This window comes from Pseudomonas sp. URMO17WK12:I9 (genome assembly GCF_900230165.1).
Classification (GTDB): domain Bacteria; phylum Pseudomonadota; class Gammaproteobacteria; order Pseudomonadales; family Pseudomonadaceae; genus Aquipseudomonas; species Aquipseudomonas fulva.
On sequence record NZ_OCMQ01000001.1, the window covers coordinates 330,536 to 345,211 of the forward strand.

The window sequence follows — 14,676 nt, forward strand, 5'->3', positions numbered from 1 at the left end:
TGCATGTTCAGAAGTTACCTGCGGTTGCTGCTGTTCACCCTCGGGCTGTTGGCCGGCATCCAGGTCCCGGGGCTGGTCAAGGACTATAGCCAGCGCGTGGAGGCCCACCTATTCGAATCTCGCGAGGCGCTGGACGGTTTTCGCCAGACGGCTGAGCGTTTTTTCAACGGCGACCTGCAAGCCTTGTTGCGACACTACCGCAGCAGTGACGACCCCGTTTTTCTCAGTGATGCCAACAGCATCGAAAGCCTGATGATTCGCAACCAGATGCTCGAAGACGAGTGGCAGGCGCTGCAAGGTTCATGGGCGCAGCGTACCTGGCATGTCCTGACGCAAGCCGACCCGCGGCTGCGAGAAGAAACGCTCAACGGCTACAGCTACCAGGTCTTGCTGGTTCCGCAGGCCATCGGCTGGGGCGTCGGCGCCGGGTTCGTGCTGGCATTCGTGGTAGAAAGCCTGTTGCTGGGGATAGGTCGGTTGATACTGGGTGGGCGACGTGGTGCGGTTAAGGAGAGTTGGCGTTAGGCTGGGGGCTGACACGTTGGCCTAGCCATTTGCGCGGTTACCCCAAATCGAGTCAAAACCCTTACTACATCCCCCCCGGCACCAGCACGATCCGTTGCCCGCCCACGTCCTGCGCATAGCGCTCCAGCACCTGCCGACAGACACCAACCACTTCATCCACCAATGCCACCCCGGTCTGCCAGGCCACTACCAGCTCCAGGCTTGGCGGAGGCTGAAGCCCAGCCAGCAGCACCAGGTCACCCTGGTTCAGTTCGGGCTCCACTAGGGCAGGTGGCAAGGCCCCGATGCCAAAACCGTCGCGCAACAAGCGGGTAATGGCCGCTACCGAATTGACGCAGTTCAGCCGCGGCGTTTGCACCCCGGCCCCTTGCAGCAACGCCAGTACTTCCTGGTGGGGCCGGGAATTCTTCGAGAAAGTAATGATGCGCTCGCGCCCCAGCTCGGCCAGTGACGCGTAGTCCCTGTGCAGGTGCGACCCGGCAGCGACCACCCAGCCCATCGGATAGCGCGCCAGATCCAGGCTGCGGATCGAAGGCTCGCGCAGCAAGTCTGTTTGCACGATCACGTCCAGAAAGCCTTTGTGCAGTTGCTCGCGCAAATTCAGCGCCGTGTCGGCGACCAGTTCGATCTCTACCTACCGATAACGCTCGGTCAATTCGGCCACCAGCGCGCTCATCCAGGTATGAATGACCGTGTCCATTACCCCGAGACGAATACGCCCGACCTTGGCCCGGTCGCTGTCCAGCGACTGTTTGAGCGCCTTGGCGGTTTCCAGCATGCGCTCGGCATGTTCCAGCACCTTGCTGCCTTCCGGGGTCAGGCTGACCCCGCGCGAGTCGCGCAACAGCAGCTTAACGCCCAGGTCGGCTTCGAGCGCCGCGATACGGCTGGACACCGACGCCTGGGTAGTGAACAGCTTCTGCGCGGTCAGGCGGAAGCTCTTGAGGCGAGCGACCCAGACGAACGTTTCGAGAAAGCGAAGGTTCATGATCAGTTTTTCTTGTTCCAGACCCGGGGTTTTTCTCGTTGGACGCCAGCGCCGCGTGCTCTGAACATGAAGCCCAGGCCGCGACCTTTGCTGTCGCCCCATAAAACAATACCAACAAGCCGAGGCATCCATGAACCCCACCGGCACGCAGCAGCAGATCAGTTCCCCATCCTCCTCCGGGCCTTTTGCCTGGTACCGCGACATCGATCAACAACAGCGACGTACCTTCTGGAGTTGCAAGATCGGCTATGGCCTGGACGGCATGGACACGCAGATGCTCAGCTTCGTCATCCCCACGTTGATCATGTTGTGGGGCATCACCACCACCGAGGCTGGGCTGATCCACACCAGTACCCTGGTCGCTTCGGCCATCGGTGGCTGGGTGGCCGGCATTCTCTCAGACCGCATCGGCCGGGTCCGCACCCTGCAACTGACAGTGCTGTGGTTCGCCTTCTTCACCTTCCTCTGCGGCTTTGCCCAGAACTACGAGCAACTGCTGGTCGCCAGGACCCTGATGGGTTTTGGCTTCGGTGGTGAGTGGACGGCAGGTGCGGTGCTCATCGGCGAGGTCATTCGTGCCCAGGACCGCGGCAAGGCGGTGGGCATGGTGCAGTCGGGTTGGGCCATCGGCTGGGGGCTGACGGCCATCCTGTACGCGCTGCTGTTCACCTGGTTGCCGCCGGAGCAGGCCTGGCGGGCGCTGTTCTTGCTCGGGCTGGTGCCGGCCGTGTTCGTGATCTTCGTTCGGCGGCTGGTCAAGGATCCGGAGGTCTACCGCCAGGCCAAGGCAACCGAAGCCACTGCGGCGCCCTCGCATTTCTATGAAATCTTTGCCCCCGGCATGCTCTGGACCACCGTGCGTGCCTCGCTGCTGACCACCGGCGCCCTGGGCGGCTACTACGCAATCACCGCCTGGCTGCCCACGTTTCTGAAGAACGAGCGTGGGCTGAGCGTGCTGGGTACCGGCGGCTACCTGGCAATGGTGATCGTAGGCTCCTATGTGGGCTATGTGATCAGCGCCTACCTGTCCGACCTGCTTGGGCGCAAGAAAAATTTCATCCTGTTCGCCGTAGGCTCGTTCGTCATCGTGCTGCTGTACACGCAAATGCCCGTCAGTGATGGGGTGATGCTGTGGTTGGGTTTCCCGCTGGGTTTTTTCGCCTCGGGCATCTTCAGCGGCATGGGGGCCTTTCTGACCGAGCTGTTTCCCACGCGCGTTCGCGGCTCGGGGCAAGGTTTTTGCTACAACGTCGGCAAGATCGTCGCGGCGCTGTTCCCGCTGCTGATCGGCATGCTGGGGCAGCAGGTGCCGCTGGGCCTGGGCATTGGCCTGTTCTCGGCGGTGTCTTATGGCGTGGTGATCGTAGCAGCGCTGAGCCTGCCAGAAACACGCGGCAAACAATTGCAGGCGCGCTAAGGTAGGCACATGGATAACGACAAGGGGTACACCGTGGTGCAACGCCTGCTACTCAATTGCGACATGGGCGAAAGCTTCGGCAGCTGGCGCATGGGCCTGGATGCCGAGGTCATGCCTTACATCGACTGTGCCAATATCGCCTGTGGCTATCATGCCGGCGACCCCGGCATCATGCGCCGCACCGTGACGTTGGCCCTGGCTCACGACGTCACCGTGGGCGCGCACCCGGCCTACCCGGATTTGGTCGGCTTCGGCCGGCGCAGCCTGGCGTGCAGTGCCGAAGAAATCCGCGACTTGCTGCACTACCAGATCGGCGCGCTCGATGGCATCTGCAAGGCGCTGGGCACACGCGTCGCCTACGTGAAACCCCACGGTGCGTTGTACAACGACATGATGGCCGACCCGCTGATCCTGCGCACGGTGCTGGAGGCCGTGGCGGCCTATGACAGTGGCCTGCCGCTGATGCTCATGGCCACGGCCGACGATGCGGCCGCCCAGGCGCTGGGCGCTGAAATCGGCGTACCGCTCTGGTTCGAGGCGTTCGCCGATCGGGCCTACACCGCCAGCGGCCACCTGGTGTCGCGACGCCTGCCGGGCGCCGTGCACCACGACCCGGCCCAGGTGGTGGAGCAAGCCGTGAAGCTGGCCCACGGTCACCCATTGCTGGCCAGCGATGGCACTGCGTTGCTGCTCAAGGCCCATACGCTCTGCGTGCATGGGGACAACGACAGCTCGGTGGCTGCAGTTCGGCAGATTCGCCAGGCGCTTGATGGGATCGTATCAGCATGACCCCGCGCATCGAAGTGGTCGGTATCGATTGTCTGATGGTGCGCCTGTTCGAGCGCATCGAGGAAGCCAACATGCCCTGGGTGCTTGCCGCCAGCCAGCGCTTGCAAGCAGCGTTCGGTGCGCACTTGCGCGACCTGGTGCCGTCCTACACCACCCTGATGGTGCATTTCGACCTGGCGCCGGCCGATGCACGCTGCCTGATCAGGCAAGCCCTTGATGGGCTACAGCCTGGCACTGACAGCAGCGGCTGTCGGCACGAGATACCGGTGTGGTACCACGCCAGCGTCGGTCCGGAGTTGCCCGTGCTAGCGCGTCAGGCAGGCCTGAGCGAAGCTGAGGTCGTGCGCTTGCACAGCGAACGTGACTACCCGGTGTTCGCCCTGGGGTTCGCGCCAGGTTTCGCGTTCATGGGGCTGGTGGACGAACGGCTGGCCACCCCGAGGCTAAGCACCCCGCGCAAGCAGGTGGCAGCGGGCAGTGTCGGGATTGCCGAGCGCCAGACCGCCGCCTACCCGGCCGTTTCACCCGGTGGTTGGAACCTGATCGGACGGACGCCGGTACGGTTGTTCGACCGTGAGCGCGACGGCTACAGCCTGCTGCAACCGGGTGACCGCGTCCGTTTCGTAGCGGTGACGCGGCAGGAATTTCTGGCGTTGGGCGGTGATGAAGAGGCACAGGCATGAAGCACTTGCGAGTCGAGGCCAGCACACCGCTGTGTGCATTACAGGATGCGGGTCGCTTTGGCGTGAGGCACCTTGGGGTCACCCAGGGCGGTGCTCTGGATTGGGTCGCGATGCACTGGGCCAACTGGTTGCTGGGCAATGCCCTGCAGGCTCCCGTCGTAGAGGTTGCCTTGGGTGGGTTCAGCGTGGTGGCGCAGCATGATTGCGTGCTGGCGCTGGCCGGGGCCGACTTGGACGCGCACATCGACGATCAATACCTGGCCCCTTGGCGCAGCTTCACCCTGACCAAGGGGCAGCGCCTTACTCTCCGGCAACCCCGGCGGGGCGTACGCGCTTACCTGGCTGCACCGGGCGGTTTCGATGCCGAGCCTGTGATGGGCAGTTGTGCCACGGTCGTGCGTGAGGGGCTGGGCGGAGTCGATGGCCAGGGGAGTGTGTTGCGTGAAGGTCAATGCTTGAGTTTTGCCGGTGCAGCGAAACCGATCGGCGAAGTGCCTGATCGGGCGCGCCCTGAATATGTTGCCAAGCCCATCTTGGACCTGGTGATCGGCGCGCAGATCGGCGACTTTGCCGGCCTCAGCCTGTTCGATGCCTTCAACCGCGACTGGACACTGGATACCCGTGCCGACCGCATGGGTATACGCCTGCTTGGCCCACCTCTGGTTTACCAAGGCCCGGCCATGATCTCCGAGGGCATTCCCCTTGGCGCCCTCCAGGTCCCGCCCGACGGGCAGCCGATCGTGTTGCTCAATGACCGCCAGACCATCGGCGGTTATCCCCGCCTGGGGGCGCTGACGCCGCTGGCACTGGCACAACTGGCACAGTGCATGCCAGGCGCGACGGTGCGGTTCCGACCGGTAGTGCAGGAGCAGGCATGGCGGGAGCAGCAGGGGTACTTGGAACGCTGGCGAGCATAGAAGGGCGCTTATCCTGGCTGCCTCACTTCGACAAATACCGCATCCCATCCTCCAACCCCTGCAAGGTCAGCGGATACATCCGGTCCTCGATCAGTTCACGCACCAGATGGGTTGAGGCGGTGTAGTCCCAGGCCTGGCGGGGGTATGGGTTGATCCAGATGACCTTGCGGAACTTGGCCATGATGCGCTGCATCCAGACATACCCGGCTTCCTCGTTCCAGTGCTCCACGCTGCCGCCCGGCTGGGTGATTTCGTAAGGGGCCATGGCAGCGTCCCCGACGAACACCACCTTGTAGTCGTCGCCGTACTTGTGCAGCAGGTCGAAGGTGGAATAACGCTCCGACGTGCGGCGCAAGTTGTTCTTCCACACCGTCTCATACACACAGTTGTGAAAGTAGTAGTACTCCAGGTGCTTGAATTCGGTCCTGCATGCCGAGAACAGCTCCTCGCAGACCCTGACATGGGCATCCATCGAGCCACCGATGTCGAACAGCAGCAGCAATTTCACCGTGTTGCGCCGCTCCGGGCGCATCTGGATGTTCAGCAGCCCCGCATCGCGCGCGGTATGGTCGATGGTGCCATCGATGTCCAGCTCTTCGGCAGCCCCTTGGCGAGCGAACTTGCGCAGGCGCCGCAGGGCCAGCTTGATGTTGCGTGTACCCAGCTCCACCTGATCGTCCAGGTTCTTGTACTCGCGCTGGTCCCAGACCTTCACCGCCTTGCCCTGGCGCTCGCCAGCGTCGCCCACGCGGATCCCTTCGGGGTTGAACCCACCCGAGCCGAACGGGCTGGTGCCTCCGGTGCCAATCCACTTGTTGCCGCCTGCGTGGCGCTCCTTTTGCTCCTGCAGGCGCTGCTTGAACGCCTCGATCAGCTTGTCCAGCCCGCCCAGGGACTGGATCTGCGCGCGCTCCTCGGCGGTCAGAGAGCGCTCGAATTCCTTGCGCAGCCAGTCCTCGGGGATCAACGCCTCGATGTGACGATCCAGGTTCTCCAGGCCCTTGAAGTAAGCGGCGAAGGCTCGGTCGAACTTGTCGAAATGGCGTTCGTCCTTCACCAGGATGGCGCGGGCCAGGTAATAGAATTCGTCCATGTCGGCGAACACCACATGCCGTTGCAAGGCATGGTGCAAGTCGAGCAGTTCGCGCACCGACACCGGCACCTTCGCCGCGCGCATTTCGTTGAACAGGTTGAGCAACATGGCCCAGGCTCCCTCAGCGGTTGCCGCGCCGGCTCATGAAGGCCAGGCGCTCGAGCAGTTGCACATCCTGCTCATTTTTCACCAGCGCCCCGGCCAGCGGAGGGATGGCCTTGGTCGGGTCGCGCTCGCGCAGTACCGCTTCGCCAATGTTGTCGGCCATCAACAGCTTCAACCAGTCGACCAGTTCGGACGTCGAAGGCTTTTTCTTCAGGCCCGGTACCTTGCGCACGTCGAAGAACACATCCAGCGCCTCGCTGACCAGCGACTGGCTGATGTTGGGGTAGTGCACGTCCACGATGCGCTGCAGCGTAGCCCGGTCGGGGAAGGCGATGTAGTGGAAGAAGCAGCGGCGCAGGAAAGCGTCCGGCAGCTCCTTTTCGTTGTTGGACGTGATGATGATGATCGGGCGCTGCCTGGCCTTGATGGTCTCGTCGATTTCGTAGACGTAGAACTCCATCTTGTCGAGTTCCTGCAACAGGTCGTTGGGGAATTCGATATCGGCCTTGTCGATCTCGTCGATCAGCAGGATCACCCGTTCCTGGGCCTCGAAGGCTTCCCACAGCTTGCCTTTCTTGAGGTAGTTGCGTACGTCGTGCACCTTGTCCACACCCAGCTGGGAGTCGCGCAGGCGGCTCACGGCATCGTATTCGTACAAGCCCTGGTGAGCCTTGGTGGTGGACTTGATGTGCCAGGTAATCAGGCGCGCCCCGAACGAAGCTGCCAGCTGCTCGGCCAGCATGGTTTTGCCAGTACCGGGCTCACCTTTGACCAACAGCGGGCGCTCAAGGGTGATGGCCGCATTGACGGCCAGTTTCAGGTCGTCCGTGGCGACATAGTCACCCGTGCCTTCGAACTTCATTGGGTCTTTCCTCTGCTTGGGCTTGCGGGCCACGCGCAGCCGGCCTGCTAGGCCAGACCTTGGTGGGGTGGGCGACAGGCTGGTGCTCAAGTGGCCAACACAGGGTGTGTGATGGTGGCCCGACTATAACGCGGGGGTACGACGACTGAAAACGCAGACCGAGTATTCAGTCCCCGAATGCCTCGTCACCGCGCCTTAGTCGGAATCCGGCGCGCTGCGCTCGTAGCGCGCACTGAACGCCTGCACGAAACCATTGCGCAGGATCTGCAGGAAAGCCTCGAACGCACTGATGTTCTGCCTGCGCACGCTGCCACTGAGCTCAACGCGCGTGGCGAACTGGTTTTTCGGCTGGTTCTTGAGCACGGTTTCGGTGGCACCCACCAGCGCCTCCCACACCGAGCGGAACAGGCCCTTGTCCTTGTCCTCCACGTCCTGTTGCCAGTCGAATACCTCGACGTCGCGCAGCAGGGGCTTGATGTAGCCGTTCAGACGGCCGTTGGTCGCCTCGGCCTCGATGACCACATCGCCATGACCCGCCTTGAAGTCGAACTTGCCATAGGCGCTGGCAAAGTCGTTGAGTCGGCGCAGCTCGATACCGGTGGCACGCAGGCGGAACTCGAAGTCGTCGAAGTCGCTGAACGGATCGAAGGTGGCACGGCTCTCGACCTTGGCATCGCCTGCGACCAGGGCACGGGCTTCGAAGCTGGCGTCGCGCCGGCCGGCTTCGTCACGGATGTTTGTGAGGTTGCGAACGCTGGCCTGCAACTGCGTCGCCTTGAGCGTGACCGGGGGCTTGGAGTTGAAGTTGCGGAAGGTCAGCACCCCGTCGTCGATTACCACTTCGTTGAGCGTGATGGGCAGCAGCTTGTCCAGTTGCTGACGCCAGTCAGTGCCCTGGCCGGTCTGGGAGTTCTGCTTGTCGCCGCCATCGACGAAGTTCAGCTCCGGGCGCAGGAACGCCACTTCGGCCACCACGGCGCGGTCGTACCACAGCGAATGCCAGCTGACCGAGATGTCGATCACCGGGGCGTCGAGGAAGGGCACCGGCACCTTACCTGTGGTCTTGACGATCTTCAGCCCGTTGACGGTATAGGCGCCGCGCCACCAGGCCAGGTCCACATCGCTGACCTGCCCACGGTAGTCGCCCATGTCGGCCAGCTTTTCATTGAGGTAGTCGCGCACCAGGTAGGGCAGGGCAAGCTGCAAGGCCACCAGCAGCACGATGAGGCTGCCCAGGGCGATCAGCGGCCAGCGATAGCGGGCTCTCATGGCAGTTCTCCAAGGCAAGGTGTGTGGTTGACCGCAGGGGCTGCGCCGGAGTTCGAACAGGCTTTACGGGCCTTGGGGCCGGGGCTTACCCTTGGGCCTTTCCGAGTTCTTCATCATGCCAAGGACCCTGCCATGAGCCGTATATACGCAGACAATGCCCACTCCATCGGCAACACGCCCCTGGTGCAGATCAACCGCCTCGCGCCGCGCGGCGTGACCATCCTGGCCAAGATCGAAGGGCGCAACCCAGGGTATTCGGTCAAATGCCGCATCGGCGCGAACATGGTCTGGGACGCCGAGAGCAGCGGCAAGCTCAAGCCCGGCATGACCATCGTCGAACCCACCTCGGGCAACACCGGCATCGGCCTTGCCTTCGTCGCTGCCGCCCGGGGTTACAAGCTCATGCTGACCATGCCGGCCTCCATGAGCCTGGAGCGGCGCAAGGTGCTCAAGGCCCTTGGCGCCGAACTGGTGCTCACCGAACCTGCCAAGGGCATGAAGGGCGCCATCGAGAAAGCTAACGAAATCGTCGCCTCCAACCCCGAGCAGTACTTCATGCCCGGGCAGTTCGAAAACCCTGCCAACCCGGCCATCCATGAAAAGACCACGGGCCCTGAGATCTGGAACGATACCGATGGCGCCGTGGATGTGATCGTTGCTGGTGTCGGCACCGGCGGCACCATCACCGGTATCTCGCGCTACATCAAGCACACCCAGGGCAAGGCGATCACCTCGGTGGCGGTCGAGCCCATCGGCTCGCCGCTGATCACCCAGACCCTGGCAGGCGAGGCGCTCACGCCCACGCCGCACAAGATCCAGGGCATCGGCGCGGGCTTCGTGCCGAAGAACCTCGACCTGTCGATCGTCGATCAGGTCATGACGGTGGGCGATGACGAAGCCAAGTCCATGGCGATCCGCCTGATGCAGGAAGAAGGCATCCTGTGTGGTATTTCCTGCGGTGCCGCCATGGCCGCTGCCGTGCGCCTTGCAGAAAAGCCGGAAATGCAGGGCAAGACCCTCGTGGTGATTCTGCCCGACTCAGGCGAGCGGTACCTGTCCAGCATGCTGTTCAGCGACCTGTTCAGCGAGCAGGAAACCCAGCAATAACCTGCCTTGGCGGTGACCCGAAGCAATACCTGGCGGCGGGGTTCATTGCACAATCTTCATCCGTCTCGTTGCGCCCAGGTGGTTTGTGCCTGGGCGCGATAGGTTTATGATGCCCGGATGATTTTCCCCGGATCAGGCAGCGCTGGCCTGTGTCCCGCCCTAGGAGTGTTGCATGACCGTTTCCTTCCTCGCCAAGGCAGGTGTGCTGCTGGTGTTCTTCGGCAGCGTGCTGTTCGTCCACCTGCGCGGCAAGGCCCGCCTGCCCGTGTTGCGCCAGTTCGTCAACCATTCGGCGCTGTTCGCCCCCTACAATGCGTTGATGTACCTGTTCTCGGGGGTGCCGTCCAAGCCGTACCTGGACCGCCAACGCTTCCCGGAGCTGGACGTGCTCAAGGACAACTGGCAGGAAATTCGGGAGGAGGCCATGCGCCTGTTCGACGAGGGTTATATCCGGGCAGCCGAAAAGGACAACGATGCCGGTTTCGGTTCGTTCTTCAAGAAAGGCTGGAAGCGCTTCTACCTGAAGTGGTACGACAAACCCCTGCCGTCTGCCGAAGCGCTGTGCCCGCGAACCGTCGAGCTGGTCAGCAGCATCCCCAACGTCAAGGGCGCGATGTTCGCCCTGTTGCCCGGCGGCAGCCACCTGAATCCGCACCGTGATCCGTTTGCAGGTTCCCTGCGTTATCACCTGGGCCTCTCGACCCCCAACTCCGATGCCTGCCGCATTTATGTGGACGGCCAGCCCTATGCCTGGCGCGATGGCCAGGACGTGATGTTCGACGAAACCTACGTGCACTGGGTCAAGAATGAGACCGACGTCACCCGTGTGATCCTGTTCTGCGACGTGGAGCGTCCTTTGAACAGCCCAATCATGACCCGCCTCAACCGCAAGGTCAGCGCATTTCTGGGCCGCGCCACCGCGCCACAGAATACCGACGATGAACGCGTGGGCGGGATCAACCAGGCTTATGCCTGGAGCAAGCGGTTCAGCAACAAGCTGAGCACGCGCGTCAAGCAGTTCAAGCGTGCCAACCCCAAGGCATACCGCGTGTTGCGACCGATTCTGGCCGTCGTCGTAGCCTATCTGCTGTACCGCTGGTTGTTCTGACGACGCCCTCGACCGGGAGGGGCGCCTGCAAGGCAGTCGCCCTTATCCCTGGCGAAACTCGTGGGCAACGCAGTGGCGCAGCACGCCTTCCTCGAAGTCCAGAAAACCCGCTTCACGCTGGGTGATCAGGTAATACAGCAGGGTGTCGAGCGTTCGTGCCGGTGGGATGGCGATCGCCAGCATCTTCACCGCAGGTTCGCTTTCACAGGTGCACCCGAATTCCACCAAGGCTTCGCTGACCTGCTCCAGTGTCTCGGGCGGCTTGACCCGAACCCGGAACACCGAGCTGCCACTGCTGCGCAGCAAACGGGCGAACCAGTGCTGGCCAGCCTCTTCATGAGTGCAGATCACGTCACCTGGGGCGATGCCGTAGACATGGAACGGGATGTTGTCGATCACGTAACCGTCTTCGACGGCCTTGGCCCATAGCCCTTCCACCGATGCCGGCGGATAGCCATTGGCGTCCTGCTGCAGCGGGAACAGCACTTTTTTGTAGACGCTGTTCATGCAGCGCCCCGGCGCCGTGCCGGGCGCAGGACCAGCCACAAAGCCACGCCGATCAGCAGGCCACCGTACAGGTGGGCCATCGACAACGGCTCATTCAGCAGCCAGGCTCCCCACAGCACGCCGAACACGGGGATCATGAAGGTCACGGTACTGGCTTTGACCGGGCCGATTTCGGCCAGCAGGCGGAAGTACAGGATGTAGGCGAACGCCGTGCACAACAGGCCAAGCCCCACCAGCGAGCCCCAGACCGGCCAGCCGCCCCAGCTGGCCGGTGGCTGGGTAAGCACGCTCCAGGCGAACAACGGGGTAAGCAGCAGGGTCGCACCGAGCATGCTGCCCAGGGCCGACAGGCGGCTGTCCAGGCCGCTGACCCAGCGGCGGGCCAGGTAGCCGGCAAACCCATAGCAGGTCGTGGCCGCCAGGCACGCCAGGGCGCCTTGCAAGAGGGCTGCATCCAGGGCAACAGGCCCCGCGCCGCTCAGGATACCCACGCCGAACAGGCCCAGGAAAATGCCGCTCAACTTGGCCAACGTCATGGGTTCCTTGAAGAACAACACGCCGATCAGCACGCCCATCAAAGGGGTCGTGGCATTGAAGATGGCCGAATAACCGGCCGGCAGCACCTGGGCTGCCACCGAGTAGAAGGTGGCCGGAATGCCCGAGTTGATCATGCCCAGCACCAGGCAGGCGCCTAACTTACCCTGGAAATCCCAGCGTACGCGCGCTGCGCCCAGCAGCGCGATCAAGCCCAGGCAGGCGATGGAGACACGGAAGAAGGCCGTTGGCACGGTGCCCAGTACAGGGGCGATGATGCGCATGAACAGAAAGCTCGCGCCCCATACGGCAGCAAGGGTCAGCAGGCGGGCTAGGGCGGTGGGGCTCACGACGGTCTCCGAGGGCTTGGCAGGGGCGCGAGTGTACGTCAGCAGGCCGGCGGATTCTTGCGCTTTCTTGCCCAGCGAAGTTCAGTCAGTGTCCTGCCATAGCCTGTTCAAGCCCCGCGCAGGCACTTCAAGGCGCTGAAGTCGCTGCGCACCTTGGTCAGCCGATCCAGCAGCACCTGGCGCTGGGCGGGAGTGCTCTGCTGCATCAGGTCCACCACCAGGCTGCGTGCTTGCTGCTCGGTGTTCTGGAAGGCCCGGCGATAGTCGGCCGTCCATAGGCTTTCCTTGTTCTGCAGCAAGGTCGCGACCCGTGCCGGGAAGCCTGACTCGTGCCGTTGTTCCACCGCCAACAGCAGTTGCTGCTGCCAATGGGCCCGGTTGCGTATCCACTCGCTGTTCTGGTCACCCAACGCGCGGGACCAGGCGCCAACCCGTTGCCGCTGTGTCTCGGTCAGCTCGCCGAACCAAGGCTTGAGGCGTTTTTCCATGCGCTCGGCGCGCTCGCTGATCTGGCGGGGCAGGGGCGTATCGACATATTCTTTGCGCCGCTCGGCAATATCGTCACGAAACGCATCGCGCATTTCCCCCACCTGCGCGTCGCTCATGCCTTGCAGCAACTCGGTGGCCGACGGCGTGATTTCGGCCGCGACCCGGCCAATCGCCTCGCGGGCCTCCTCGGTGCGCTGCTGCAGCGCCTGGTCGGTGACTTGGTTATCGGCCACCATGGTGCGCAGGCGGTCCAGCCAGTCGAGGTAGCCGGGCAGTTGCGTCTGGCAGTGCCACGCCAGGTGCTGCCTGAGGCGATCATCGAGCAGGGTTTTCTGCTCGCGGTTCATGTCCAGGTAGTCGCCCAGCGACCAGGGCACCAGGCGATCGAGGTTGCGATAGGCCAGGTCGATGCGGCTGCAGGCGCCCAGCATCAGGGCGAAACCCAGGCAGATCGACAGGACTTTGAGCAGGCGTGCAGGCATGTGCGGGTCCTTGCAGTGGCAGCCAAGGGGTAGACGCAGCACGAGACCTGCGGTTCCACCGGATGGCACGTGGAAGCGTGAGCGGCGATGAACCGACCGCAGGCTTTGACACCAGGGCGGGTCTATCCGGAAAATAGCCGCCTTGACTTGAGGATGTTCGAAAATGGCTCTGCTTGGGCGTTACAACAGTTTGCAAATTGTTAAGCACGTGGACTTTGGCCTGTACCTGGACGGCGGTGCCGACGGGGAAATCCTGCTGCCGTCCCGTTACATTCCCAAGGGTGCCGAGACCGAAGTCGATGACTGGCTGAACGTGTTCGTCTACCTCGATAGCGAAGACCAGCTGATCGCCACCACCGAGAAGCCCAAGGTGCAGGTGGGCGAGTTCGCCAGCCTCAAGGTCAAGGACATCAACGGTGCGGGTATCTTCCTGGATTGGGGCCTGTCCAAGGACCTGCTGATGCCCTATTCCGAAGAAGCACGGCCGCTGAAGATCGGTGACTACTGCGTGGTGCACGTGTACCTGGACAAGCGCACCCGCCGCATCACCGCCACCTCGCGCCTGGACCGTTACCTCGACACCACGCCTGCAGACTACAAACCTGGCCAGCCGGTTGAGCTGCTGGTGGCCGGCGAAACGCCGATGGGGTTCAAGGCCATCATCAACAACCGTCACTGGGGCTTGATTCACAAGAACGAGGTGTTCAAGTTCCTGCGCTCAGGCATGCACGAGCAGGGTTACATCAAGGAAGTGCGGGCCGACGGCAAGGTTTCGCTCAGCTTGCAGCCGGTGGGCGCTGCGCTGTCCGACAGCTTGCAGGAGCAGATCATGGCGCGCCTTGACGCCGAGGGTGGGGTGTTGCCTGTTTCGGACAAGAGCGACCCTGCCTTGATCAGCAAGCTGTTCAATGTCAGCAAGGGCAATTTCAAGAAGGCCATTGGCGGGCTGTTCAAGCAGGGCCGCATCGTCATCCATGACGACCGGATCGAGAAAGCCTGATCAGCCCTGCACGAAGGTGTTGAAGTCCAGCTGATCGCCACCGGGGCGCGTGTCGCGCAGCAACGAGTCGCGGTCAGCGCTCAGGGCCAGGCTGATGGTGGAGCGACGCTTGCCAGGGTTGCGCACTTCCATCTGCTCTTGGTGGGCCCGCAGGAAGTTGATCGGCACCTTCAGGTGCTGAAGTTCATCGGTCAGCGGGGTATGCAGCAGCAGGTTGACCCAGTCGGGCTGGCCTTTGCGAAGCAAGGCCACCGGGACCTCGAACCACCACAGGTTGCGCTTGGGGTCGAGAATGGCGAACAGCGTATTGGCACTGGTCAGCACCGGGCGCGCCAGTGCGCTGTTGCGTCGGGCGATGGCAGCGGGTTTGTCGAGTTTCATGCAGGTTCCTGCGGGTCGAAGCCTTCAAAGGCCGCATTGTGAGGGGTGGCACCTTGGCGGGCAAGGTTTC

15 protein-coding genes and 1 pseudogene are annotated in these 14,676 nt (G+C 63.0%); 8 read left to right on the forward strand and 8 right to left on the reverse strand.

The window, feature by feature from the left end; translation table 11 throughout:
- Positions 1–3: 3 nt before the first annotated feature.
- A complete protein-coding gene (locus tag CRP40_RS01500; protein ID WP_027915825.1) occupies positions 4–525 on the forward strand; it encodes a DUF2937 family protein in 522 nt (173 codons plus the stop codon).
- Positions 526–589: 64 nt separating this feature from the next.
- Here CRP40_RS01500 and CRP40_RS01505 read toward each other — a convergent pair.
- A pseudogene (locus CRP40_RS01505) lies at positions 590–1,513 on the reverse strand (LysR family transcriptional regulator).
- A gap of 130 nt (positions 1,514–1,643) precedes the next feature.
- On the opposite strand from CRP40_RS01505, the gene CRP40_RS01510 reads away from it, so the two are divergent.
- From CRP40_RS01510 to CRP40_RS01525, 4 genes are read left to right on the forward strand one after another with little or no spacing between them, the layout of a single operon-like run.
- Positions 1,644–2,930: an MFS transporter gene (locus CRP40_RS01510; RefSeq protein WP_027915826.1), complete on the forward strand. Its 1,287-nt coding sequence runs from the start codon at positions 1,644–1,646 to the stop codon at positions 2,928–2,930.
- 9 nt (positions 2,931–2,939) lie between these two features.
- Positions 2,940–3,719, forward strand: a complete 780-nt coding sequence (locus CRP40_RS01515) for a 5-oxoprolinase subunit PxpA (RefSeq protein WP_027915827.1) — start codon at positions 2,940–2,942, stop codon at positions 3,717–3,719.
- Positions 3,716–4,402, forward strand: a complete 687-nt coding sequence (gene pxpB / locus CRP40_RS01520) for a 5-oxoprolinase subunit PxpB (protein ID WP_027915828.1) — start codon at positions 3,716–3,718, stop codon at positions 4,400–4,402. The genes CRP40_RS01515 and pxpB overlap by 4 nt, the downstream gene beginning before the upstream one ends.
- The gene (locus CRP40_RS01525) at positions 4,399–5,319 is read left to right on the forward strand and encodes a biotin-dependent carboxyltransferase family protein (RefSeq protein ID WP_027915829.1); all 921 of its coding nucleotides are present in this window, start codon (positions 4,399–4,401) and stop codon (positions 5,317–5,319) included. The genes pxpB and CRP40_RS01525 overlap by 4 nt, the downstream gene beginning before the upstream one ends.
- A gap of 22 nt (positions 5,320–5,341) precedes the next feature.
- Here the strand turns inward: CRP40_RS01525 and CRP40_RS01530 are convergent, their stop codons facing one another.
- The 3 genes from CRP40_RS01530 to CRP40_RS01540 form a co-directional block, all read right to left on the reverse strand.
- A complete protein-coding gene (locus tag CRP40_RS01530) occupies positions 5,342–6,520 on the reverse strand; it encodes a VWA domain-containing protein (RefSeq protein ID WP_023534905.1) in 1,179 nt (392 codons plus the stop codon).
- A gap of 13 nt (positions 6,521–6,533) precedes the next feature.
- A complete protein-coding gene (locus tag CRP40_RS01535; protein WP_023534935.1) occupies positions 6,534–7,379 on the reverse strand; it encodes a MoxR family ATPase in 846 nt (281 codons plus the stop codon).
- A 195-nt stretch (positions 7,380–7,574) separates the two neighbouring features.
- Positions 7,575–8,648, reverse strand: coding sequence for a DUF748 domain-containing protein (locus CRP40_RS01540; RefSeq protein ID WP_027915830.1), 1,074 nt, complete (start codon positions 8,646–8,648; stop codon positions 7,575–7,577).
- Positions 8,649–8,780: 132 nt separating this feature from the next.
- Here CRP40_RS01540 and cysK point away from each other — a divergent pair, with 132 nt between their 5' ends.
- Together cysK and CRP40_RS01550 are read left to right on the forward strand one after the other, a co-directional pair.
- Positions 8,781–9,755, forward strand: a complete 975-nt coding sequence (gene cysK, locus CRP40_RS01545; RefSeq protein WP_027915831.1) for a cysteine synthase A — start codon at positions 8,781–8,783, stop codon at positions 9,753–9,755.
- A gap of 172 nt (positions 9,756–9,927) precedes the next feature.
- The gene (locus CRP40_RS01550; protein WP_027915832.1) at positions 9,928–10,863 is read left to right on the forward strand and encodes an aspartyl/asparaginyl beta-hydroxylase domain-containing protein; all 936 of its coding nucleotides are present in this window, start codon (positions 9,928–9,930) and stop codon (positions 10,861–10,863) included.
- Between the two features lie 42 nt (positions 10,864–10,905).
- Here the strand turns inward: CRP40_RS01550 and CRP40_RS01555 are convergent, their stop codons facing one another.
- From CRP40_RS01555 to CRP40_RS01565, 3 genes are all read right to left on the reverse strand, one after another.
- Positions 10,906–11,370 carry a DUF4265 domain-containing protein gene (locus CRP40_RS01555; protein WP_027915833.1) on the reverse strand — a complete coding sequence of 155 codons (465 nt, stop codon included), beginning with the start codon at positions 11,368–11,370 and terminating at the stop codon, positions 10,906–10,908.
- A complete protein-coding gene (locus CRP40_RS01560; protein ID WP_027915834.1) occupies positions 11,367–12,254 on the reverse strand; it encodes a DMT family transporter in 888 nt (295 codons plus the stop codon). Before CRP40_RS01560 ends, CRP40_RS01555 begins: the two co-directional genes overlap by 4 nt.
- Before the next feature lie 107 nt (positions 12,255–12,361).
- The gene (locus tag CRP40_RS01565) at positions 12,362–13,225 is read right to left on the reverse strand and encodes a DUF6279 family lipoprotein (RefSeq protein WP_027915835.1); all 864 of its coding nucleotides are present in this window, start codon (positions 13,223–13,225) and stop codon (positions 12,362–12,364) included.
- 163 nt (positions 13,226–13,388) lie between these two features.
- On the opposite strand from CRP40_RS01565, the gene CRP40_RS01570 reads away from it, so the two are divergent.
- Positions 13,389–14,225 (forward strand): S1-like domain-containing RNA-binding protein, encoded by an 837-nt coding sequence (locus tag CRP40_RS01570; protein WP_027915836.1) that lies wholly within the window; start codon positions 13,389–13,391, stop codon positions 14,223–14,225.
- Here the strand turns inward: CRP40_RS01570 and CRP40_RS01575 are convergent, their stop codons facing one another.
- Complete coding sequence (locus CRP40_RS01575) at positions 14,226–14,606, reverse strand: hypothetical protein (RefSeq protein WP_023534906.1); 381 nt, start codon at positions 14,604–14,606, stop codon at positions 14,226–14,228.
- Positions 14,607–14,676 lie beyond the last annotated feature (70 nt).

Excerpts from the sequence above, each read along its gene's own strand:
- CRP40_RS01500 (WP_027915825.1), top strand. The coding sequence starts at position 4 with ATGTTCAGAAGTTACCTGCGGTTGCTGCTGTTCACCCTCGGGCTGTTG.
- CRP40_RS01510 (WP_027915826.1), top strand. The coding sequence starts at position 1,644 with ATGAACCCCACCGGCACGCAGCAGCAGATCAGTTCCCCATCCTCCTCC.
- CRP40_RS01515 (WP_027915827.1), top strand. The coding sequence starts at position 2,940 with ATGGATAACGACAAGGGGTACACCGTGGTGCAACGCCTGCTACTCAAT.
- pxpB (WP_027915828.1), top strand. The coding sequence starts at position 3,716 with ATGACCCCGCGCATCGAAGTGGTCGGTATCGATTGTCTGATGGTGCGC.
- CRP40_RS01525 (WP_027915829.1), top strand. The coding sequence starts at position 4,399 with ATGAAGCACTTGCGAGTCGAGGCCAGCACACCGCTGTGTGCATTACAG.
- CRP40_RS01530 (WP_023534905.1), bottom strand. The coding sequence starts at position 6,520 with ATGTTGCTCAACCTGTTCAACGAAATGCGCGCGGCGAAGGTGCCGGTG.
- CRP40_RS01535 (WP_023534935.1), bottom strand. The coding sequence starts at position 7,379 with ATGAAGTTCGAAGGCACGGGTGACTATGTCGCCACGGACGACCTGAAA.
- CRP40_RS01540 (WP_027915830.1), bottom strand. The coding sequence starts at position 8,648 with ATGAGAGCCCGCTATCGCTGGCCGCTGATCGCCCTGGGCAGCCTCATC.
- cysK (WP_027915831.1), top strand. The coding sequence starts at position 8,781 with ATGAGCCGTATATACGCAGACAATGCCCACTCCATCGGCAACACGCCC.
- CRP40_RS01550 (WP_027915832.1), top strand. The coding sequence starts at position 9,928 with ATGACCGTTTCCTTCCTCGCCAAGGCAGGTGTGCTGCTGGTGTTCTTC.
- CRP40_RS01555 (WP_027915833.1), bottom strand. The coding sequence starts at position 11,370 with ATGAACAGCGTCTACAAAAAAGTGCTGTTCCCGCTGCAGCAGGACGCC.
- CRP40_RS01565 (WP_027915835.1), bottom strand. The coding sequence starts at position 13,225 with ATGCCTGCACGCCTGCTCAAAGTCCTGTCGATCTGCCTGGGTTTCGCC.
- CRP40_RS01570 (WP_027915836.1), top strand. The coding sequence starts at position 13,389 with ATGGCTCTGCTTGGGCGTTACAACAGTTTGCAAATTGTTAAGCACGTG.
- CRP40_RS01575 (WP_023534906.1), bottom strand. The coding sequence starts at position 14,606 with ATGAAACTCGACAAACCCGCTGCCATCGCCCGACGCAACAGCGCACTG.